This is a genomic window from Arthrobacter sp. LAPM80, assembly GCF_046736435.1.
Classification (GTDB): domain Bacteria; phylum Actinomycetota; class Actinomycetes; order Actinomycetales; family Micrococcaceae; genus Specibacter.
The window spans coordinates 26,518-48,333 of sequence record NZ_JBCHVD010000010.1; the positions used below are offsets into that span (position 1 = coordinate 26,518).

15 protein-coding genes are annotated in these 21,816 nt (G+C 65.1%); 8 read left to right on the forward strand and 7 right to left on the reverse strand.

Going from position 1 to position 21,816, the window contains the following annotated elements:
* Nucleotides 1–28: 28 nt before the first annotated feature.
* The 7 genes from AAGW05_RS11655 (at nucleotide 29) to AAGW05_RS11685 (ending at nucleotide 12,486) form a co-directional block, all read left to right on the forward strand.
* Complete coding sequence (locus AAGW05_RS11655; protein WP_411804700.1) at nucleotides 29–1,999, forward strand: APC family permease; 1,971 nt, start codon at nucleotides 29–31, stop codon at nucleotides 1,997–1,999.
* A gap of 6 nt (nucleotides 2,000–2,005) precedes the next feature.
* Entirely contained in the window at nucleotides 2,006–3,436 is a 1,431-nt protein-coding gene (locus AAGW05_RS11660) for a class I SAM-dependent RNA methyltransferase (protein WP_411804701.1), read from the forward strand.
* Nucleotides 3,437–3,463: 27 nt separating this feature from the next.
* Nucleotides 3,464–6,013, forward strand: a complete 2,550-nt coding sequence (locus tag AAGW05_RS11665) for an HAD-IC family P-type ATPase (RefSeq protein WP_411804702.1) — start codon at nucleotides 3,464–3,466, stop codon at nucleotides 6,011–6,013.
* Nucleotides 6,014–6,081: 68 nt separating this feature from the next.
* Nucleotides 6,082–8,910 carry an aconitate hydratase gene (locus AAGW05_RS11670; RefSeq protein ID WP_411804703.1) on the forward strand — a complete coding sequence of 943 codons (2,829 nt, stop codon included), beginning with the start codon at nucleotides 6,082–6,084 and terminating at the stop codon, nucleotides 8,908–8,910.
* Nucleotides 8,911–9,239: 329 nt separating this feature from the next.
* On the forward strand, nucleotides 9,240–11,231 hold the full coding sequence (dxs, locus tag AAGW05_RS11675; RefSeq protein ID WP_411804704.1) for a 1-deoxy-D-xylulose-5-phosphate synthase: 1,992 nt from the start codon (nucleotides 9,240–9,242) through the stop codon (nucleotides 11,229–11,231).
* 2 nt (nucleotides 11,232–11,233) lie between these two features.
* Nucleotides 11,234–11,806 carry a DUF402 domain-containing protein gene (locus AAGW05_RS11680; RefSeq protein WP_411804705.1) on the forward strand — a complete coding sequence of 191 codons (573 nt, stop codon included), beginning with the start codon at nucleotides 11,234–11,236 and terminating at the stop codon, nucleotides 11,804–11,806.
* Nucleotides 11,803–12,486 (forward strand): hypothetical protein, encoded by a 684-nt coding sequence (locus tag AAGW05_RS11685; RefSeq protein WP_411804706.1) that lies wholly within the window; start codon nucleotides 11,803–11,805, stop codon nucleotides 12,484–12,486. Before AAGW05_RS11680 ends, AAGW05_RS11685 begins: the two co-directional genes overlap by 4 nt.
* A gap of 23 nt (nucleotides 12,487–12,509) precedes the next feature.
* On the opposite strand, the gene AAGW05_RS11690 is transcribed toward AAGW05_RS11685, so the two are convergent.
* Nucleotides 12,510–13,283 (reverse strand): hypothetical protein, encoded by a 774-nt coding sequence (locus AAGW05_RS11690; protein WP_411804707.1) that lies wholly within the window; start codon nucleotides 13,281–13,283, stop codon nucleotides 12,510–12,512.
* A 179-nt stretch (nucleotides 13,284–13,462) separates the two neighbouring features.
* Here AAGW05_RS11690 and AAGW05_RS11695 point away from each other — a divergent pair, with 179 nt between their 5' ends.
* Nucleotides 13,463–14,452, forward strand: a complete 990-nt coding sequence (locus tag AAGW05_RS11695; protein ID WP_411804708.1) for an aldo/keto reductase — start codon at nucleotides 13,463–13,465, stop codon at nucleotides 14,450–14,452.
* 67 nt (nucleotides 14,453–14,519) lie between these two features.
* Here the strand turns inward: AAGW05_RS11695 and AAGW05_RS11700 are convergent, their stop codons facing one another.
* The 6 genes from AAGW05_RS11700 to AAGW05_RS11725 form a co-directional block, all read right to left on the reverse strand.
* Nucleotides 14,520–14,972 carry a Rieske (2Fe-2S) protein gene (locus AAGW05_RS11700; protein WP_411804709.1) on the reverse strand — a complete coding sequence of 151 codons (453 nt, stop codon included), beginning with the start codon at nucleotides 14,970–14,972 and terminating at the stop codon, nucleotides 14,520–14,522.
* A 77-nt stretch (nucleotides 14,973–15,049) separates the two neighbouring features.
* Complete coding sequence (locus AAGW05_RS11705) at nucleotides 15,050–17,194, reverse strand: 3-hydroxyacyl-CoA dehydrogenase NAD-binding domain-containing protein (protein ID WP_411804710.1); 2,145 nt, start codon at nucleotides 17,192–17,194, stop codon at nucleotides 15,050–15,052.
* Nucleotides 17,191–18,447 (reverse strand): thiolase family protein, encoded by a 1,257-nt coding sequence (locus tag AAGW05_RS11710; protein ID WP_411804711.1) that lies wholly within the window; start codon nucleotides 18,445–18,447, stop codon nucleotides 17,191–17,193. The genes AAGW05_RS11705 and AAGW05_RS11710 overlap by 4 nt, the downstream gene beginning before the upstream one ends.
* Nucleotides 18,448–18,603: 156 nt before the next feature.
* The gene (locus tag AAGW05_RS11715) at nucleotides 18,604–20,025 is read right to left on the reverse strand and encodes an HRDC domain-containing protein (RefSeq protein WP_411804712.1); all 1,422 of its coding nucleotides are present in this window, start codon (nucleotides 20,023–20,025) and stop codon (nucleotides 18,604–18,606) included.
* Between the two features lie 31 nt (nucleotides 20,026–20,056).
* A complete protein-coding gene (locus AAGW05_RS11720; protein ID WP_411804713.1) occupies nucleotides 20,057–20,629 on the reverse strand; it encodes a DUF3000 domain-containing protein in 573 nt (190 codons plus the stop codon).
* 98 nt (nucleotides 20,630–20,727) lie between these two features.
* The gene (locus AAGW05_RS11725) at nucleotides 20,728–21,795 is read right to left on the reverse strand and encodes a threonine aldolase family protein (RefSeq protein WP_411804804.1); all 1,068 of its coding nucleotides are present in this window, start codon (nucleotides 21,793–21,795) and stop codon (nucleotides 20,728–20,730) included.
* Nucleotides 21,796–21,816 lie beyond the last annotated feature (21 nt).

Here is a 21,816-nt window from a genome sequence, read left to right on the forward strand (position 1 = left end):
GCGCCCTTCTGGTGCTAGCGTTACCCGCGTGCTGAATTTTTTCAACGCGTTTAAGCGCGTTCTTGTGGGGCGTCCGTTCCGCAGCGACACACTGTCGCACACGCTGCTGCCCAAACGCATCGCCCTGCCGGTTTTCGCCTCCGATGCGCTGTCCTCGGTGGCTTACGCCCCCGACGAAATCCTGCTCACGCTGGCCCTGGCCGGTGTTGCGGCGGTGTCCCTTTCGCCCTGGGTCGGCCTTGCCGTCATGGTGGTGCTGTTGACGGTTGTTGCCTCCTACCGCCAGAACGTTCACGCCTACCCCTCAGGCGGCGGCGACTATGAGATCGCCACCGTCAACCTCGGCAAGGGCACCGGGCTCACCGTTGCCTCGGCCCTCATGGTCGACTACGTCCTGACAGTTGCCGTGTCCATGTCATCGGCGGCGAACTACCTTGCCACGGCGATCCCCGGCTGGCACGGCACCCAGGCGGCGGTCGCCGTCGTCGGTGTCATCCTTCTTGCCCTGGTGAACCTGCGCGGCATCAGGGAGGCCGGGTCGGTATTTGCCGTCCCCACCTACATCTTCATGTTCTGCATCTTCGCCATGACGGGCGCCGGGCTGTTCCAGGCCGCCACGGGCAGCCTGGGCCGTGCGCCGTCGGCCGACTTCGTCATTGTTCCGCAGGCAGCCTTCAACCAGGGCCTTGTGGGCCTCGCCGGCGCTTTCCTGCTCCTGCGGGCGTTCTCATCCGGTGCCGCGGCCCTGACCGGTGTTGAGGCCATCAGCAACGGCGTGCCGAACTTCCGCAAGCCAAAGAGCAAGAACGCCGCGACAACGCTGCTTTTACTTGGCGCCATCGCGGCGGCCATGATGGCGAGCATCCTGTTCCTCGCCAACGCCACGGGCGTGCACATAGTTGCCGATCCGCACACCGAATTCCTCGTCGACGGTGTGGCCCCGCCCGTCGATTACGTGCAGAACCCCTCCATCAGCCAGATTGCGGCCACGATCTTCGGCGCAGGGTCCATCCCGTTCTTCATCATCGTGGCAGCCACCGGCACCATTCTTGTCTTCGCCTCCAACACCGCCTTCAACGGCTTCCCGGTGCTGGCCTCGATCCTCGCCAAGGACGGCTACCTGCCCCGCCAGCTGCGCACCCGCGGCGACAGGCTTGCCTTCAGCAACGGGGTGATCCTGCTGGCGGTCGGTGCCCTTGTGCTCATCGTCGCGTTCAACGCCGACGTCACCCGGCTCATCCAGCTTTACATCGTTGGCGTCTTCATATCCTTCACTGCAAGCCAGCTGGGCATGGTGCGGCACTGGACCCGCGAGCTGCTCACCGTCAAGGACAGGGCCGTGCGGTTCAGGATGAAGCGCTCACGGGTCATCAACACCATCGGCTTCTGCATGACCCTCACCGTGCTGTTGATCGTCCTCGTCACCAAGTTTGAGCAGGGCGCCTGGATTGCGCTGCTCGCCATGGCCGTCCTCTTTGTCATCATGTGGAGCATCCGTGCGCACTACGACAACGTGGCCAAGGAGCTTGAGGTTGACTCGGACTTCGCCATCCGGGCCCTGCCTGCCCGCATCCACGCGGTGATCTTGGTCTCCCACGTGCGCAAGCCCGTCCTGCGCGCCGTCGCCTTCGCCCGTGCATCGAGGCCCTCAACACTGGAGGCAATCACCGTTGACCTGGACCCGGCTGAGACCGAACAAACCATTGCGGATTGGGACAGGCTGGGCATCCCGGTACCGTTGACAGTGTTGGCGAGTCCCTATCGGGAAACGCTGACGCCGCTGATCAGCCACATCAAGGACATGCGCAAGGACACCCCTCGCGACTTGATCGTGGTGTACATCCCGGAATACGTGGTGGGCAAATGGTGGGAGCAGCTGGTGCACAACCAGACGGCCCTGCGCATTAAGACGCGGTTGCACTTTGAACCCGGAGTTGTGGTTGCCAGCGTGCCCTGGCAGCTGAAATCATCCACCGACGCCAAGAAATATCAGGAATAGAGCCACATGAGCGAGTCAACCACCCTACCCCGCCTCACCGTTACCGTTGGACCGGTGGCCCACGGCGGCCATTGCGTTGCCCGCCACGAGGGCCGGGTCATCTTTGTCCGCCATGCTATTCCCGGTGAAACCGTGGAGATTGCCCTGACCGAGCACGAGGACGACGCCAAGTTCTGGCGCGCCGACGTCACCCGCGTCGTGGAAGCGTCCGCCGAACGCGTGGCACACTTCTGGCCAGAGGCCGACGCGCTGCGGGCAGCCTCCCGCAACGGAGTTCCTGTGGGCGGGGCCGAATTCGGCCACGTATCCCGCAAGGGCCAGCTCGAGCTGAAGACCGCCGTCGTGCGTGAACAGCTCGAACGCCTCGGCGGTCTCTCATCCGAGGCAGTCGAGGCGCTGTTCGGCGCCGGCGTCGAGGACGTTGACACCAAGGGCACCGCCGAGCAGCAGGGCGGACTTGGCTGGCGCACCCGCGTCGGCTTCGCCGTCACGCCGTCGGGGAAGTTGGGCATGCACCCCCACCGCTCACACGCCATCGTTCCCATCCAGGACATGCCCCTGGCCATGCCCGCTGTGAACGAGCTGCGCCTCTGGGAGGTCGACTTCACGGGCATCGAGCGCATTGAAGTTGCCGCCCCCGCCAACGGCTCGGGCGTGCTGGTGCTGCTTGCACCCGATGCAACCCAGAGCGAAAAGGCCGCCGGTGCCGCCGTCAAGCGTGTTGCCCGGTCCCTGGCAGCCCTTGAAACCCCGCCGTCGGTGGCCCGCTGGAACCCCGAAAACAGTGCCATTGAAGTTCTCAACGGCCGCGGCTGGGTCAAGGAAACCACAGACGACCACGAATTCAGGGTCACGGGCGACGGCTTCTGGCAGATCCACCGCAATGCCCCCAAGGTCCTCACGGATGCGGCCCTGGGCCTGTTGCTGCAGGGCGGCTACCTGAACGACGGCGCCGACGTCGCCGACCTCTACGCCGGTGCGGGCCTGTTCACCGCACCCCTTGCCGACGCCGTTGGACCCGACGGCAGCGTCCTGTCCGTTGAGGGTTCGGCCGGAACCAGCCGTGATGCGCGCAAGAACCTGCACGCAAGCGCGCAGGTTGAAATTGCCCAGGGCCGCGTGGAGAAAATCCTTGGCACGGCATCCCGCGCATCACAAACCGCAGCCGGACAGCGCCGTCGCTTCGACGCCGTCGTGCTTGACCCGCCGCGTGCAGGTGCCGGCAAGGCCGTTGTGCGTGCGCTGGTGGCAACATCACCGTCGGCCATTGCCTACGTATCCTGCGATCCTGCGGCGTTTGCGCGGGACGTGAAGTACTTTGCCAACGCCGGCTGGACGGTTCAAACGCTGCGCGCCTTCGACCTGTACCCGCACACGCACCACGTTGAAACCGTGGCGCTGCTCGTGCCGGCCGCGAAGGCATCCGCCACGGACTAGGAACACAGTTTCGGACGAGGAACGCACGTGAAGCAGACGGCACCACAGGCGCGGCCGCCCCGGCGCGATATGACGCACAGCAAGCCCAAGGGCACGATCCTGGCCGAGCGGCGCGATGAACACCGCCGCGCAGCCATGGAGCATGCCCGGGGCACGCTTGCGCCCGTGGATGTCGTCGCGCTTTCACGTGTGGGATTGACCGCCGCGCAGGTCCACGAGCGCAGGGTGGCCGAGCTGACTAATGCCGTTGCCCACGAAAGCAGCCGCAGCATCTGGGCCATTGTGCGGGCCAACGTCTTCACATTGTTTAACACTGTGCTTGGCAGCTGCCTGGTGCTGGTGCTCCTCGTGGGGGATCCGCGCGACGCCTTGTTCGGCTTTATCGTGGTGGTGAACGCTGCCATCGGGGTGGTTCAGGAATACCGGGCCAAACGTACCCTTGACAAACTCGCGGTGCTGCATGCACCGCGAGCCAGGGTGCTCCGGGACGGGGCCGAACACGAGCTTGCGGTGGCCGACGTGGTCCAGGACGATGTGCTGCTGCTGCGCACGGGGGACCAGGTCCCGGCAGACGCGCTTGTTTTGGTGGGAGAGTCACTGGCGATTGACGAGTCGCTTCTGACGGGGGAGTCGGACCCTGTCGAGAAGGCGCCGGGGGACCTTGCCCTGTCAGGGTCAGCCGTCGTCGCCGGTTACGGCACCGCGCGCGTGCACAGGGTGGGTGCCGAATCGTACGCCTCGGCACTGACGGCCGAGGCCAGGCGGTTCTCGCTCGTGAACTCCGAGATCCGTAACTCGATCAACCGGATCATCCTGTACATCGCCTGGGCCCTGATCCCCATCATCGTCCTTGTCATCAACGGCCAGATGAGCGCCAACGGCGGATGGTCTGCCGCGCTGGCCTCGGGGCAGTGGCGGGTGGCCGTTGTCAGTGCCGTGGCCAGCATCGTCGCCATGATCCCCGAAGGCCTAGTGCTGCTGACAAGCATTTCCTTTGGCATGGCCGCCGTGACCCTGGCCAGGCGCCAGGTCCTTGTGCAGGAACTGCCCGCCGTTGAGGGCCTGGCCCGCGTCGACATGGTGTGCCTTGACAAGACCGGAACGCTCACAGAGGGCCGGATGGAACTCGCAGGCACCACCGTGTTCGCGGCGGTGCCCGGCTGGGAGGCGGTGCTGGCCTGGCAGGGTGCCCACCCCAACGCCAACCCGACGGCTGCCGCACTTGCCGCCGGCTACGGCGAAGCCCCGCAGGAGCAGCCCGTTGCCGAGGTCAACTTCAGTAGCGCGAACAAATTCAGCGCCGTCACCTTCGGTCCGGGCCCCATGGCCGGTGACTGGGTGCTGGGTGCCCCTGAGGTGCTCCTGCAGGGTGAAAGCCACCCCGAGCCGCTCACGGCGTCCTTTGACGCCGCAGGGCGCGGACTGCGGGCCGTGCTCCTCGCCCACCGGCCCGTGCCCGCCCCGGCCGACGCCGCCGATGATTTTTCGTTGACGGGCCTGTCCCCGGTTGCCCTGCTGGTGTTCCGGGAGAAGGTCAGATCCGACGCCGCCCAGACTCTGCAGTACTTCAGGGATCAGGGCGTGGCGCTGAAAATCATCTCCGGGGACAACCCCCGCACGGTTGCCGCCGTCGCCCGTGACGTTGGTTTTAACTTCTCCGGCGACGGATATGACGCCCGCGGGCTGCCTGAGGACGTCGGGTCGATGGCCGATGTGCTTGCGCGTGAAAGTGTCCTGGGGCGTGTGACGCCGGAGCAAAAGAAGGCAATTGTCCTGGCCCTGCAGAGCCGCGGCCACGTGGTGGCCATGACGGGCGACGGCGTCAACGACGCCCTTGCCCTCAAGCACGCAGACATCGGCATCGCCATGGGCAGCGGCGCGGCCGCCACGAAGGCAGTCTCACGGCTGGTGCTGCTCGACGGCCAGTTTTCCCACCTGCCCTCGGTCGTCGCAGAGGGGCGGCGGGTCATTGCCAACGTCGAACGCGTCGCGAACCTGTTCCTGACGAAAACGACGTACGCCATTATCATTTCCATCGCCATCGGCATCCTCATGTGGCGCTACCCGTTCCTGCCACGCCAGCTGTCAGTTGTGAGTTCCATGACAATCGGGATTCCGGCTTTCTTCCTTGCCCTGCTGCCCAATGCCAGGCGCTACCAGCCAGGATTCCTGCGGCGGACACTGATGTTCGCCATCCCCGCGGGGGCGATTGTGGCTGCCTGCGTCATGGCTGTGTACTCCCTGGCGAGGGCCTTCCCCGTCCCATCGATGGGGGAGGAGCACATGGTCCGCCAGGCGCAAACGGCTGTGACAGTGACGGTGCTTTTGGTGGGCTTGTGGGTGCTCGGCGCGCTGGCGCGGCCCTTCGACAAATGGCGCGCCCTGCTCGTTGCCGCCATGGTTGCGGGGCTTGCGCTCATCATGGCCGTGCCCTTCGCTCGAAATTTCTTTGCCCTCGACATCCCGGGCGGGCCGCTGTTAGCGGTTACGATGGCGGTAACTGCAGCAGGATGTTTAGCGATCGAGCTGCTCTACCGCTTCCTCAAGAGGCGCGGAGCGGTCTCCGAGCGCGAGTAAGGTGTGCCTAACTGGCACCCGGTCCATTGCGTGACAAAGATAAAAGTAGTGGCGAGAGGAGTCCATCGATGACTAATGTGGACAGTTTTGGTTCCAAAGGCGTACTTAATGTTGCCGGGACCGAATACGAGATTTTCCGACTGAACTCGGTTGAAGGCGCAAAGAGCCTTCCGTTCAGCCTCAAGGTATTGCTTGAGAACCTCCTGCGCACCGAGGATGGTGCGAATATTACTGCCGACCACGTGCGTGCGTTGGCGGGTTGGGATCCCAACGCGGAGCCCGACACCGAAATTCAGTTCACCCCGGCCCGCGTCATCATGCAGGACTTCACTGGAGTTCCCTGCATCGTCGACCTGGCCACCATGCGTGAAGCCGTCAAGGAACTCGGCGGGGATCCCAGCCGCGTCAACCCCTTGGCACCTGCCGAAATGGTCATTGACCACTCGGTCCAGATCGACGTCTTCGGCAACTCAGGCGCCGTCGAGCGCAACATGGATATTGAATATCAGCGCAACGGTGAGCGTTACCAGTTCCTGCGCTGGGGACAGACTGCCTTCGAAGACTTCAAGGTTGTCCCCCCGGGCATGGGCATCGTGCACCAGGTCAACATTGAGTACCTGGCCCGCACCGTCATGACCCGGGAGGTCGACGGCGTACTGCGCGCCTACCCTGACACCCTGGTTGGCACCGACTCACACACCACCATGGTCAACGGCCTGGGTGTCCTGGGTTGGGGCGTTGGCGGCATCGAAGCCGAGGCGGCCATGCTTGGCCAGCCCGTTTCCATGCTCATCCCGCGCGTCGTCGGCTTCAAGCTGACGGGTTCCATCCCGGCCGGCGCAACGGCAACCGACGTCGTCCTGACCATCACCGAGCAGCTTCGCAAGCACGGTGTTGTCGGCAAGTTCGTGGAATTCTACGGCGAAGGCGTTTCCGCCGTGCCGTTGGCCAACCGTGCAACCATCGGCAACATGAGCCCGGAATTCGGTTCCACGGCTGCCATGTTCCCGATCGACTCCGTCACCATCGACTACCTGCGCCTGACGGGCCGCAGCGAAGAGCAGCTTGCTCTCGTTGAGGCCTACGCCAAGGAGCAGGGCCTGTGGCACGACCCCTCGGTTGAAATCCAGTTCTCCGAGTACCTGGAACTGGACCTCTCAACCGTGGTTCCCTCCATCTCGGGCCCCAAGCGTCCCCAGGACCGCATCGAGCTGACCAACTCCAAGGCCCAGTTCCGTTCGGACCTGAACAACTATGTTGCCTCCGATGCCAACGCTGACGGCAACACGGTTGACGAGTCGCTGGAAGAGTCCTTCCCGGCTTCCGACGCACCGTCCTTCACGCATGCCGACAACCACACCCACGACACCGATCGCACAGTGGTTTCCGCTGCCGAGGGTGCCGACGGCCGCCAGTCAGCACCGATCCACGTGAAGAACGAGTCCGGCGTCGAGTTTGAACTCGATCACGGTGCCGTCACCATCGCATCGATCACCTCATGCACCAACACGTCAAACCCCTCGGTCATGCTTGCCGCAGCAGTTCTGGCACGCAACGCCGTCAATAAGGGCCTGCTGTCCAAGCCCTGGGTCAAGACCTCCGTTGCACCGGGCTCGAAGGTAGTCACCGACTACTACGAAAAGTCAGGCCTTGTTCCCTTCCTTGAGAAGCTCGGCTTCTACACGGTTGGTTACGGCTGCGCCACCTGCATCGGCAACTCCGGTCCCCTGGACACCGAAGTTTCATCGGCCATCGCCGAGAATGACCTGTCAGTGGCAGCCGTTCTCTCCGGTAACCGCAACTTCGAAGGCCGCATCAACCCGGACGTGAAGATGAACTACCTGGCCTCACCGCCGCTGGTCATCGCGTACGCCCTGGCCGGTTCCATGGACTTCGACTTCGAAAACGATGCCCTCGGCCAGGACGCCGACGGCAACGACGTCTTCCTCGCCGACATCTGGCCGAACCCTGTCGAGGTCCAGGAAGTCATGGACGCATCGATCGACCGCGAGATGTTCACGAACTCCTACGCCACCATTTTCGACGGCGATGACCGCTGGAAGTCCTTGGAAACCCCCGAAGGCAACGTCTTCGAATGGGATCCCAAGTCCACGTACGTTCGCAAGCCCCCGTACTTCGAAGGCATGAAGGCCGAAGCTGATCCGGTTGAGGATATTGCCGGTGCCCGTGTTCTGTTGAAGCTGGGCGATTCGGTCACCACCGACCACATCAGCCCGGCAGGTTCCTTCAAGTCCGAGACCCCGGCCGGCCAGTACCTGCTGGCCAACGGTGTTGAGCGCAAGGACTTCAACTCCTACGGTTCACGCCGTGGAAACCACGAGGTCATGATTCGTGGAACCTTCGCGAACATCCGCATCCGCAACCAGATCCTGGACAACGTCGAGGGTGGCTTCACCCGCGACTTCACCCAGGCCGGCGGCCCGCAGGCTTACGTCTACGATGCTTCCGTGAACTACCAGAGCGCCGGCATCCCGCTGGTCGTTTTGGCTGGCAAGGAATACGGCTCCGGCTCATCCCGTGACTGGGCTGCCAAGGGCACCGCGTTGTTGGGTGTCAAGGCAGTTGTCGCCGAGAGCTACGAGCGCATCCACCGCTCCAACCTGATCGGCATGGGCGTTTTGCCCCTGCAGTACCCGGCCGGTCAGAACGCTGCTTCGCTGGGCCTGAACGGCACGGAGACCTTCTCAGTTGAGGGCGTCACCGAGCTGAACAACGGCACCACGCCCAAAATCCTGAAGGTCACGGCAGTTGCAGAAGATGGCACCACCGTAAGCTTCGATGCCGTTCTGCGCATCGACACCCCCGGTGAAGCCGACTACTACCGCAACGGCGGCATCCTGCAGTACGTGCTGCGCCAGATCACGGCGTCGGCATAATCCGCACACCCTCCCGACGTCAAGGCGCTGGCGCGGTTTGACGTCGGGGCCCTCGAGCGTGTGGGCCCACCGGTTCCTGTAACCGCGGGCCAGCGGGATTGACCTGACGGGGCGGGCATCCGGGAAACCGGGTGCCCGCCCCGTCACTTTTAAAGTCAGTGAACCGCCTCACCTCCTTCACGACGTCGAAACGGTCATCCGCGCCTGATATATCGGGCGCGGATGACCGTTTCGACGTCGCTAGGCCCTTGAATCCACGGGGTCCGGCACACATTCATGCCGGGGACGCGATATTGTTAGACGTTGACCGTGCACCCAGGGAGGTACCAATGGGACTTTTAGAAACGATCAGGCATCCGCGTGACCTGAGCAAACTCAGCGACGGCCAAATGGAGACCCTGGCCCAAGAGATCCGCGACTTCCTGATTGCCAACGTTTCCCAGACAGGGGGCCATTTGGGCCCCAACCTTGGCGTTGTTGAACTGACACTGGCCATCCACCGGGTATTCGACTCGCCCAGGGACAGCATTGTCTTTGATACGGGGCACCAGTCCTATGTCCACAAACTCGTGACCGGGCGCCAGGACTTTTCCACGCTGCGCCAGCTGGGCGGCCTCTCCGGCTACCCAGACCGCGGCGAATCGGAGCACGACATTGTCGAAAGCTCCCACGCCTCCTCGTCGCTTTCCTGGGCTGACGGCATTGCCCGCGCCCACCAGCTCAAGGGCGAGGACGACCGCTACGTGGTGGCCGTCATTGGCGACGGTGCCCTGACGGGCGGCATGACCTGGGAAGCCATCAACAACATCGCGGCCGACAAGCACCGCAAGCTCGTGATCGTCGTCAACGACAACGGCCGCTCCTATGCCCCCACAGTCGGCGGCGTCGCCGACTACCTCGCCTCCCTGCGCCCGGCCCTGGACCAGGTGCGCACGCACAAACGCTATGAAGCATCCATGTCATGGGGCAAGAAGCGCCTTCAGGACGGCAATGTTGCCGGCCGGTTCGTCTACAAGAGCCTGCACGCGGCCAAAAAGGGCGTCAAGGACTGGTGGGCCCCCCAGGGATTGTTCGACGACCTGGGCATGAAGTACGTCGGGCCCATCGACGGGCACGACGAAAAAGCCATGGAAGCGGCCCTGACCGCGGCCAGGAACTTTGGCGGCCCCGTCATCGTCCACGCCTTCACCGAAAAGGGCCGCGGCTATGCGCCGGCCCGCGCCGACGTCGACGACCAATTCCATGCCGTCGGCGTCATCGACCCCGAAACCGGTGCCTCGGTGGGGGGGCCCGGCGGCAAGTCATGGACGGGGGTCTTCGGCGATGAAATTGCCAAGATCGCCGTGGAGCGCCCCGACATTGTTGGCATCACGGGGGCCATGCTGCTTCCTGTCGGCCTGGCAAAGTTCGCCGAAAAGTTCCCAGAACGCGTCATCGACGTCGGCATTGCCGAACAGCATGCCATGACCATGGCGGCCGGGATGGCCTTCGGCGGCATGCACCCCGTGGTGGCCATGTATGCAACCTTTCTCAACCGCGCGTTCGACCAGCTGCTCATGGACGTTGCCCTGCACAAGGCCGGCGTCACGATCGTCCTTGACCGCGCAGGCGTCACGGGCCCTGATGGCGCAAGCCACCACGGCATGTGGGATTTGTCGATGCTCCAAATTGTCCCCGGCATCCACCTGGCCGCCCCGCGCGACGCAGTGCGCCTGCGCGAGGAACTCCGCGAGGCCGTTGCCGTCTCCGACGCGCCAACCGTCGTGCGGTATTCCAAGGGAAACGTCGGTCCCGAGGTCGTGGCCCTTGAACGGCTGTACGACGGCGTGGACGTGTTGGCCCGCACGCACCACGACATGCCCGACACCCCCAAGGATCCGCAAACCGATGTGCTGATCGTCAGTGTGGGTGCCATGAGCGAGCTGTGCCTTGACGTCGCCGCGCGCATCAGCGACCAGGGCATCACCTCCACGGTGGTGGACCCCCGCTGGGTTTTGCCCGTGCCGCGCTCGATCGTGCAACTGGCGTCGGCGCACCGCATCGTCATCGTCGTCGAGGACGGCGTCCGTGCCGGAGGTGTTGGTTCGCGCATCCGCCAGGAGCTCCGTGCCGCGGGCATCGATACGGCCCTGAACGAGGTCGGGCTACCGGTTGAATTCCTTGACCACGGATCCCGTGCCCAGGTCCTCGAGCGCGTCGGCCTGACGGCCCAGCGCGTGGCGCAGGACGTCGTCGAACAGGTCCTGGGGACGAAGGTTCCCTTTGCCCGCCCGCTGCCTGGACACGCGGCTCCTCGCACGGGACAGCTGCCGATCCTGTGACGGTGGCCGAAGACGCCCCCGCCACGGACCGGCAGGAAGGTCCCGTTCCGGGGGACCTTGTCGTTGCCCGCAACCGGAAGTTCAACGGCTTGGCGCATTGGGTTGTGCCGGGCCGCCACCTTGGTTCGGACGAGCACGGGCACTGGGTTTTCCAAGGCTTGAACGAATTCATCTCCCGCCCGGGTGCCGCCCTGTACACAGCGTCCGACGCCGTCATGCTCATCCCGCACACTGGCGACTGGGTTGCCACCTTCTTCGACGACGCGCACCCGCACGGCGTCGAGTTGTACATCGACCTGGCCATCGACCTGCAGTGGCGCCGCATTGGCCACGGTCTCATCGAGTTCCATCTGATTGACATGGACCTTGATGTCGTCCGCACCGTTTCCCGCGGCCTGTTCGTTGACGATGAAGACGAATTCGCCCAGCACAGCATTGAGATGGCCTACCCGGAGGCGTTGCGCGAACGCATCCAGGCCGCCTGCACAGCGCTTTACGCGGCCGTTGCCGCCGCAAGCGCCCCATTCGACGGCCGCGATGCGGCCTGGTTCACCCTAGGAAGGACAGTGCGATGAGCGCAACTGAACAGAGCAACATCGAAGACGTCAGCACGGAGCCGATCAACCAGACAATCCTGGCCGGGCTCGACCCGAACATTGTGCGCCTGTACAAGAAGAACGACGACGGCACCATGGTTTTCCGTGAAGCGTGGGTTGACGCCGGGGGAGCTGGGGAGACGGAGCAATCCGAAACTCCCGAGATCTTCTTCGTTATCAACCACGGCACCGTGGGGCACATCAGCACGTCCAAGGATGCCCAGGTGGAAACCCTTGAGGAGGCCGAAGGCATGCTGGCGGCCTTCGCCGAGCAGGGCCTCGCCGACGGCTTTGCCGAGCTGGCACGGGAGGAGCAGACCCTTGTTGTCGCCCAGTTCGCGTTGAAGAGCGACCGCGTCAGCGACAGGGACAAGCACCTCGCGCAGCGGGCGAAGGACGCCCTGACCCCGCACCTGGCATGGCGTGGCAGCGGTGTGTTGGAGAAGCTGGAATTCACTTCCGCGGGCCATGGCCTGGGCAAGTTGAATGTTTACATCGTGGCACCCGACGCCGCCCGCGCAGTGGCGAACATCAAGGTCTGCATCCGCGAGGAGAAGCTTGACTTCACGAAGCTGACTGTCGCGGTCGGACCCATCGGGGACCCCAGCGCACTGCGTGCCAAGCACAGCCCCACAGGGAGCACAGCCTTCACCCTATAGCCACTTCCCCCGGGGTATTTTGCTCAGCTGCCTGGCGTGGGCCGCCAGCCTCTGTCCCAGATCGCGTTGCGGATCTTCCCGACGGCTTCCCTGGCATCATCAGCCATGTGCCGTTTCATGATGCGCACCTCGGTCCACCCGGCCCCGGTGTAGTCCTCGTTCCTGCGCACATCGCGTTCCACCTGGTCGGGGTCATTGTGTGTGCCGCCATCATATTCGGATGCGACCTTGTAGTCCGGATACGACTGGTCAGGTGAGCGCACGACGCCATCGGACAGCAAAGTTGGATGGTTGAGCAGCGGTTCCGGCAGGCCTGCACGGGCCTTGACGATTCCCGGCGTCCCACTGTGCCGGAACAGCACTGCATGAAGTTCTTCCAGGCTCGCATACGGTTCGGTGCGGCCTTCAAATGCTTCCCGGGGCATGCGGATCAGGTGGTCGGCAACCACCACCAGCTCCTCGTCCCGGAGCATTGTCCGGTGGCCTTGCACACCGCTCCTGCGGGGCGAGGCATGCGGATATTGCCGTGCAATGTGAATGGTGTCGGTATCGGCACCGGGAAGGTGGCCGGGCAGCTCCCAGATGGCAAAGGCCGTTGCGTGTGATGCCGCCGAGTAACCGGTGACCACGGTGAAAGGGCGGGTCAGCAGCGCAACGGGGATGTCGTCGTCGTGCGCCAACGTCCTGATACCCCTGCTGATCCGCAAAACCTCGCGATGGCGCAGCCTGCCGTAGCTGATCCCCTCGGCTTGCGCCTGCTTGACGGTGAAGGGGGAATCGAGAAATTCCGGATGCATTTCTTCAAAAGGTGGCTTGTTTCAATGGTGGCAACTTTTGGGAATTCCCGCAGAAGTTATCCACAGCCCCGCCCCTTCCCGTCTATGACGCAGTAAGTGCAGTGGAAAGCGCTTCCTTTTCCCAACTCCATGCACTAACTGCGGCATAGATGAGGGGGCGGGTTCGATAGGGTGGAAGCATGACGCAGAACCACATTGAATACCGCCAAGTAGGACGCTCCGGACTGACGGTTTCCACCGTTGGACTGGGGTGCAACAACCTGGGCCGCGAAGGCACGGTGACCCAGACGCAGGAGGGCAGTGACGCCGTGGTGCATGCTGCCCTGGATGCGGGCATCACCCACTTCGACGTGGCCGATGTCTACGGCATGACCGGCGGGCTCAGCGAAACCATGCTGGGCAAGGCTCTCGGGACGCACAGGGACGAGGTGGTCGTGGCCACGAAGTTCGGCATGGACACCCAGGGCGCCAACGGTGCGGACAGGGGAGCGCGCGGCTCACGGAGATACATCATGCAGGCCGTGGAGGCGTCGCTGCGGCGCCTGGGCACCGACTACATCGACTTGTTTTATTACCACACCCCCGACGGGCGCACCCCGATGTCCGAAACCCTTTCCGCGCTGGATGACCTCATCCACGCCGGCAAGGTCCGCTACATCGGCCACTCAAACTTGGCAGGGTGGCAGATCGCCGACGCCGAATTCACCGCACGCGCCACCGGCACCGAACGCTTCGTGGCCAGCCAAAACCACTACAACCTGCTCGACCGGCGAGCAGAGCTCGAGGTGACCCCGGCCGCCGAGGCCTACGGGCTGGGTGTCATGCCGTACTTCCCGCTCGCGAACGGGTTGCTGACGGGCAAGTACAAGGGCGGCACGGTGCCCGAGGGCAGCAGGCTTTCGCACACGCGCCAGCACATGGTGGGCGACGCCGACCACAACCAGTTCCAGGCCTTCAGTAACTTTGCGGCCGCCCGGGACCTGACGGAAGTGCAGGTCGCCTTCTCCTGGCTGGCGGCCCAGCCGTCGGTTGCCAGCGTGATTGCCGGCGCCACGAAGCCGGAGCAGGTGCGCCAAAATGCGCAGGCCGCTTCATGGAAGCCGACGGCGGAAGACCTCGCCGAGCTTGATGTGATCTTCCCCGGGACGCCGAAGGTCGCACTCTTCTAAGCTGGTTGTTCCCTCGCGACGCCGTTGGGAGACCACAGAACGCCACCCAACCTTCACCGTCACAGCACTAGATCGAGACGGTGATCCATTCGCCGTCGATGGCTGCGGCAAAACGGGGCAGTGCGGCCTTGGCCGGGCCCGCCACCACAGTCCCGTCGCTGCCCTTGAACACGCTACCGTGGCAGGGGCACTTGAAGTCGGTACCGTCGGGTGCCACCTTGCAGCCTGCGTGCGTGCAGATGTCGCTGTAGGCCAGGACGGTGGTTTCATTGGGGCGGAAGAGCAAGACGTCGGTGCCGTCGGCCGTGGCCCCTGCCGAACCGCCCACGGGAATCTCGGACAGCTTGCCCACCTGGTGCGGTGTGCCGCCGGTAGGTATGGCGTCGGGGGTCTTGCCCTTGCTGGGGACTGCGGCCCCTGCCGCGGCGCACCCCGCAAGCGCCAGTGCGCAGGCAGCGCCGGTGGCTGCCGTGGTGGCTCGGAGGGCGGTGCGGCGGGTTAATTTTGGCTCAACGGTCATGGCCCCATTCTTTCAGTAGCGGCCGGTGGAAAGCGAAACGGGTCATCCGGCCCGGCGTCGTCCTGGTCGGTGAAGGGCTAGGCGGCCGGGTGGAAAAGCCTGCCGTTGACTCGCACGGACGCCCCCACGCGGTCAAGGTACGGCGTGATGCCACCCAGATGCATGGGCCAGCCCGCGCCGAGGATCATGCACAAATCGATGTCCTGGGCTCCGGCAACGACACCCTCATCGAGCATCAGGGCGATCTCCTGGGCCAGTGCGTCCTGCACCGTGAGCAACAGTTCTTCGCCGGTGACTGGCGTATCCCCAAACGAAAGCAGCGCCAGGGTGTCGGCGGGGATGGCGCGGGAACCATCGGGTGCACTCTCCCACAGGGCCTTCACTCCGGCGTCGATCAGCGCCTGCTGGTTGGCCGAGACGTGGAAGCGGTCGCCAAACGCCGCATGCAGAGACTCGGTGACATGCTGGGCCACGGGAATGCCGACCATGGCCAGCAGCGTGAACGGGGTCATGGGCAGGCCCATGGGGCGCAGCGCGGTATCGGCGGTGTGCGCGTCGGTGCCCTCGTCGAAGGCCTTGGAGACCTCGGCCATGAGCCGCAGCAGCACCCGGTTCACCACGAATGCGGCGGCATCCTTGACGAGCACCGCGGTCTTGCGCAGCTCTTTGGCGGTAGCAAAGGCCGTGGCGAGCACGACGTCGTCGGTCTTGGGCGCGCGCACAATCTCAAGCAGCGGCATGAGCGCCACGGGGTTGAAGAAGTGGAAGCCCACCAGACGCTCGGGGTGCTTCAAGTCCGCAGCCATCGCCGTCACGGAAAGCGAGGACGTGTTGGTGGCCAGGATGCACTCGGGCGAGACGATTGCCTCCACCTCGGCGAACACCTGCTTCTTCACGTTCAGCTCTTCGAACACGGCCTCGATCACGAAGTCGGCGTCGGCAAAGACCTCCTTGGACACCGATCCCGTCACGAGTGCCTTGGTGCGGTTCGCGGCATCCTGACTGATCCGGCCCTTGGCGAGGAGCTTGTCCACCTCGCTGTGCACGTAGGCAACGCCCTTGTCCACGCGGGCCCCATCAATGTCGGTCATGACAACGGGCACCTTGAGCTGGCGGGCGAACAGCAGCGCGAACTGGCCCGCCATGAGGCCCGCGCCCACCACGCCCACCTTGGTGACGGGGCGTGCGAGCTTGGGGTCGGGGGCACCGGCCGGCCGCTTGGCGCGCTTTTGCACCAGGTCCAGGAAGGCGTAGACGGTGTCGCGGAACTGGGGGGTCTGCATGAGGTCGGCCAGCGCCGCATCCTCGGCGGCAAAGGACTGCGCCCTGGTGAAGTGCTTTCCCTTTTCGAGGAGCTCGATCACCTTCGCCGGCGCAGGCGCGGCGTTTGAGGTCTTCGCCTCCACAAATGCCTTGGCACGCACGACGGCGGCATCCCAGGCCGCGCTGTTTTCCTCGCTCAGCGGTTCGGTCACCGCGTTGGGGCGGCTTGGGCTTTCGGCGCCTGCTAGCACCCGGGCCGCCCAATTCAGCGACTGCTCAACGAAGTCGGCGGGTTCGAACAGGGCGTCGGCAATGCCAAGCTTGTAGGCTGCTGCGCCGCTGAGGGTGCGGTTGTTGCTGAGCGCGTTCTCAATCATGACCGTCACGGCGTTGGCCGGGCCGATCAGGCGGGGGAGCAGGTACACACCTCCCCACCCGGGAACCAGGCCAAGGAACGCCTCGGGCAGGGCCAGTGCGCCTGCTCCGGTGGAGACCGTCCGGTAGTTGGCGTTGAGGGCGAGCTCAAGCCCGCCGCCCAGCGCCAAACCGTTGATGAAAACAAAGCTTGGCACGCCCAGGTCGTTCAGGGTCGAGTAGACGTCGTGGCCCAGCTGGGCCATCCAGAGCCCGGCCTGGAAGTCCTTGAGGCCCTTGACGGCCGACAGGTCCGCCCCGGCAGCCAGGAAGAACGGCTTGCCAGTCACCCCGACGCCCACGATCTCGCCCCGGGCCGCCCGCTCCCGCTGGGCTTCAAGGAGCGTTCCCAGCCCCACGAGCGTGTTCGGGCCAAGGGTGCTGGGGCGGCGGTGGTCAAGGCCGTTGTCCAAGGTGATGAGGGCGAAGGTGCCCTTGCTCGGGGCACCGTCAACGCCGGGCAGCGCGATGTCCTGCACGTAGGAGTGCGTCACGACCTCGTCGGGAAACAGTTCGGCAAGCTTGGAAAAGTCCTGGGCGCTCATGCTGCGCTCCCTTCGGTGGTTGAGGCGGCGGTGGTTGAGGCGGCGGCTTCGGTGCGGGCGAAGTGCGGGTTTTCCCAGATGACGGTTCCACCCATGCCGAGCCCGACGCACATCGTGGTGATGCCATACTGCACCGAAGGGTCCTCCTGGAACTGCCTGGCCAGCTGGTTCATGAGCCTGACACCGGATGAGGCCAGGGGGTGGCCGACGGCGATCGCGCCACCGAAGCGGTTGACCCGGGCGTCGTCGTCGGAGATGCCAAAGTGGTCAAGGAAGCTGAGCACCTGAACGGCGAAGGCCTCGTTGATCTCAAAGAGGCCGATGTCCTCGATGGACAACCCTGCCAGCCTGAGCGCCTTTTCGGTGGCAGGGACGGGGCCGATGCCCATGACCTCCGGTGCCACGCCGGCGAAGGCGTAGCTGACGAGGCGCATCTTCACGGGCAGGCCGAGTTCCGCGGCGGCTTCGGCGGAGGCGAGGATGGCGGCCGTTGCGCCGTCGTTGAGGCCGGCCGCATTGCCGGCTGTGACCCGGCCGTGGGCGCGGAAGGGCGTGCGCAGCGCGCCAAGATCCTCGAGCGTGGTGCCGGGGCGCGGCGGCTCATCCATGGTGTTCACCGTCCAGCCGGCCCCGGGCTTGAGCGTTGCCACGGGGACAAGGTCCAATTGGATCTCGCCCTGCGCGAGGGCTGCGGCAAACTTGGCCTGGCTGGCCGCGGCGTAGGCGTCCGTGCGTTCCTTCGTGATGGCGGGGAAGCGGTCGTGCAGGTTTTCGGCCGTGTTGCCCATGTTCAGTGCGGCGGGGTCAACGATCCGTTCCGACATGAAGCGCGGGTTCGGATCCGCACCCGACCCCATGGGGTGGTGGCCCATGTGCTCCACGCCACCGGCAATGACGAGGTCGTAGGCGCCAATGCCGATGCCCGAGGCTGTGGTGGTTATGGCCGTCATGGCGCCAGCGCACATCCTGTCGATGGCGAAGCCCGGCACGGACTGGGGGAGGCCCGCCAGCAGGGCCGCCGTGCGGCCGATCGTCAGGCCCTGATCCCCTGACTGGGTCGTTGCCGCGATGGCAACCTCGTCAATGCGTTCGGCGGGTAGCTGCGGGTTGCGCCGCATCAGTTCACGGATGCACTTGACCACCAGGTCATCGGCGCGGGTGTTGGCATAAATGCCCTTTTCCCCGGCCCGGCCAAAGGGTGTGCGGACGCCGTCCACAAAGACCACATCTCTAATCTGCCGATTCTGGCTCACGTCTAGCTCCTCGAGTGCGTACAACGGGTGCCGTCCTGCCCGCAAGGCGGGCGACGACTGTGGTGCACATCATGTTACCCGTGAGTAACTTAGCGGCCAAATCGTCCCCGAGCCGCTTTTGGCGCGCCAACAAAAAAATGAAGTGCGGTGGAGCGGCTAGGCGTCCCTTGTTTCCTTGGGCGGGAGAGGGTCTGGGTGCACCAGGGCCTCGGTCAGCATGGAGGCGATCATATTCACCTGCCAGGGGCGGGCGCCAAGTTCGGCCAGCCGCTCCGACACCGAATCAACAGTGATGTCCGACGGCGGCCGCCAGCACAGCCGGCGCAGGAAGTCCGGGGTCAGGATGTTCTCAGCCGGTATGTTGACGGCATCGGCCAGATCCGACAGGCGGGTGCGCGCCGTTGCATAGCGGGCGGCTGCTTCGGGGTCGCGTTCGGCCCAGATGCGCGGCGGCGGTGGGGCGTTGTTTGAAACCTGCAGCGGTGGGATGTCCGCGCTGTTCTTCGCGCTCTGGATCGCGTGCAGCCACTTGGGTGCGTCGCGCTTTGCGGCGCGACCGTGGAATCCGGAGATGGCCAGCAGGGCGGGAACGGTCGCGGGCATGCCCTTGGCGGCAGCCACAATCGCCGAATCAGGGATCAGGCGTGAGGGGGCGATGTCCCTGGACTCGGCGAGCTTCTCGCGGGTGGTCCACAGCTCACGCACGGCGGCCAGCTGGGTGCGGTTGCGGATGGTGTGGGATCCGGAGGTCCGGCGCCAGGGGTCGACCCGGGGTGGCGGCACTCCGGCGTCAATCAGGTGCTGGAATTCCTGGGCGGCGTAATCAAGCTTGCCGTCCTTCTCGAGCAGGGCGAGAAGTTCCTCCTCCAGATCGACAAGGACCTCAACGTCGAGGGCGGCGTAGCGCAGCCATGGCTCGGGCAGGGGGCGCGTGGACCAGTCCGCTGCCGAGTGCTCCTTGGCGAGGTGGAAGCCAAGCAGGGATTCCACGACGGCGCCCAGGCCCACGCGGGGCAGGCCGGCAAGGCGCGCGGCAAGTTCGGTGTCAAAGAGCCTGTCGGGCCACAGGCCGACGCCAGCGAGGCAGGGCAGGTCTTGGCTTGCCGCATGCAGGATCCACTCGACCCCGCGCAATGCCTCGTCGATGATCTTCAGGTCGGGGAACGCTTCGGGGTCGATGAGCCAGGTGCCGGCACCTTCGCGGCGGATCTGCACCAGCATGGCACGCTGCCCGTAGCGGAAGCCGGATGCGCGCTCGGTGTCAACGGCGGCAGGGCCGCTGCCTGCCGCGAGTGCTGCCGCACACCGTTTCAGTGCCGGATCCGTGTCGACGACGGCGGGGACGCCGTCGCGGGGCATGTCCAGTTCCACCAGCTCTGGCAGGTCGCCGAGTTCAACCCGAACGCCGTCAATGACAACGCTTGTCAGCGGGGCCTGCGCCAGGTCTGTGTCGATTCCGCTGCCGTCGTGGGTGCCTGGAGCGCTCTGGCCGGTGTTCGGCGGGGAGCTGCGGACGTGCTGTGTGGTGGACATTTTTGCCCTGGCGCGGCTGTGGGCGCTTGATTCTGGGTTGGTCATGATGCCCTTAGTCTACCGAATGGCCGACTGGTCAGCGCGGCTGGCGGGGGCGCTGCAGCAGCGTCACGCCGTCGGGGACGGGCGGCAGGCCCGCGAAGGTTGCCATCATGTTGGTCCAGGCCTCAAGGTGCGGGCTGATCAAGGTCCCGGAGGGGGTCCAGGACGCCCGCAGTTCAATGTCAATGGCATCAGGGCGCGCGGCAAGCGTGCCGTAGCTCTCGGAGAGGATGCGTGTGGCGGTTCCGCCGGCGCTGGTGTAGCGGGCGTCCCGTTCCTCAAGTGCCTCTATGAGCCAGGCCCAGGCGACATTGCCCAGGAGGGAGTCGTTGCCCATGTCGGCTTCCAGCTGGGCCCTGACGTAGGTGACGATGCGAAAGGTACCGTCCCACAGTGAGGAGCCCTGCGGGTCGTGGAGTACGATGAACCGCCCTGTGGCCAGTTCTTCACCGTCGAGGATGATTTCGGCGCCCATGGCAACGCCAAACGGCGCAAGCCGTGCGGGGGCCGGAACTTCGGCCAGGGCAAGTTCAGGACGGCACCGTGCAGCACGCATCGAGGCGAGGGCAAGCTGAAAGTCAGCGGGAAGCTGCGGAAGTGGGCTCACCTTGGCAGATTATGACGGCGCCGGGCCAAACCGCCGCAGGCGCGCCGACGTGCCGGTCCCGAGCGCCCCGCAGTGCAGGATGCCCGGGACTTGCAGGGTTACCCCAGTTCGGCGCGAAGGGCCGCAATGAAGGCGTCGACGTCGGCCTCGGTGGTGTCGAAGGAGCACATCCACCGCACCTCGCGCGCGGCCTCGTTCCAGTCGTAGAACCTGAACTTCTCGCGCAGGCGCCCGGCCACGCCGTCGGGCAGGATGGCAAACACGCCGTTGGATTCGGTCGGTTGGGTGCACTGCACACCGGGAATGGTCTCCACGCCCGCACGCAGCCGCGCAGCCATGGCGTTGGCATGCCCGGCCGATTTCAGCCATAGGCCGTCCTCGAGCAATGCGAGCAGCTGGGCTGAAATGAAGCGCATCTTGGAGGAGAGCTGCATGTTCATCTTGCGCAGGTAGATCAGGCCGTCGGCCGCCTGCGGGTTCAGGGCCACCACTGCCTCCCCGAACATGATGCCGTTCTTGGTTCCGCCGAACGAGAGGATGTCCACCCCGGCATCGGAGGTGAAGTCACGCACCTGCACGCCAAGGGACGCTGCGGCGTTGGCCAGCCGGGCGCCGTCCATGTGCACCTTCATGCCCAGGGAGTGGGCGTGCTCGCAGATGGCGCGCACCTCCGCCGGGGTGTAGCAGGTGCCCAGTTCGGTTGTCTGGGTGATGGACACGGCCAGCGGCTGGGCGCGGTGTTCGTCGCCAAAGCCCCAGGCCTCCTTATCGATCAGCTCGGGCGTCAGCTTGCCGTTGGTGGTGGGCACCGCCAGCAGCTTCATGCCGCCAACGCGCTCGGGGGCGCCGTTTTCATCGCAGTTGATGTGGGCGGTTGATGCACAGATAACAGCACCCCACCGCGGCAGGAGCGACTGCAGCGACAGCACGTTCGCGCCCGTGCCGTTGAACACGGGGAACACCTCGAGGTCGCGGCCAAAGAGCAGGCCCATTTCCTCTTGCAGCCGGGCTGTGTAGGCGTCCTCGCCGTAGGCCACCTGGTGTCCGCCGTTGGCAGCGGCCAGGGCGGCCAGGACTTCGGGGTGGATGCCGGAGTAATTATCCGACGCGAAGCCCTTCACACTCGGGTCGTGCAGGCGGGTGGATTCGGTGCCAGTGCTCACTATGTACCTTCGGTTGTTGATGCG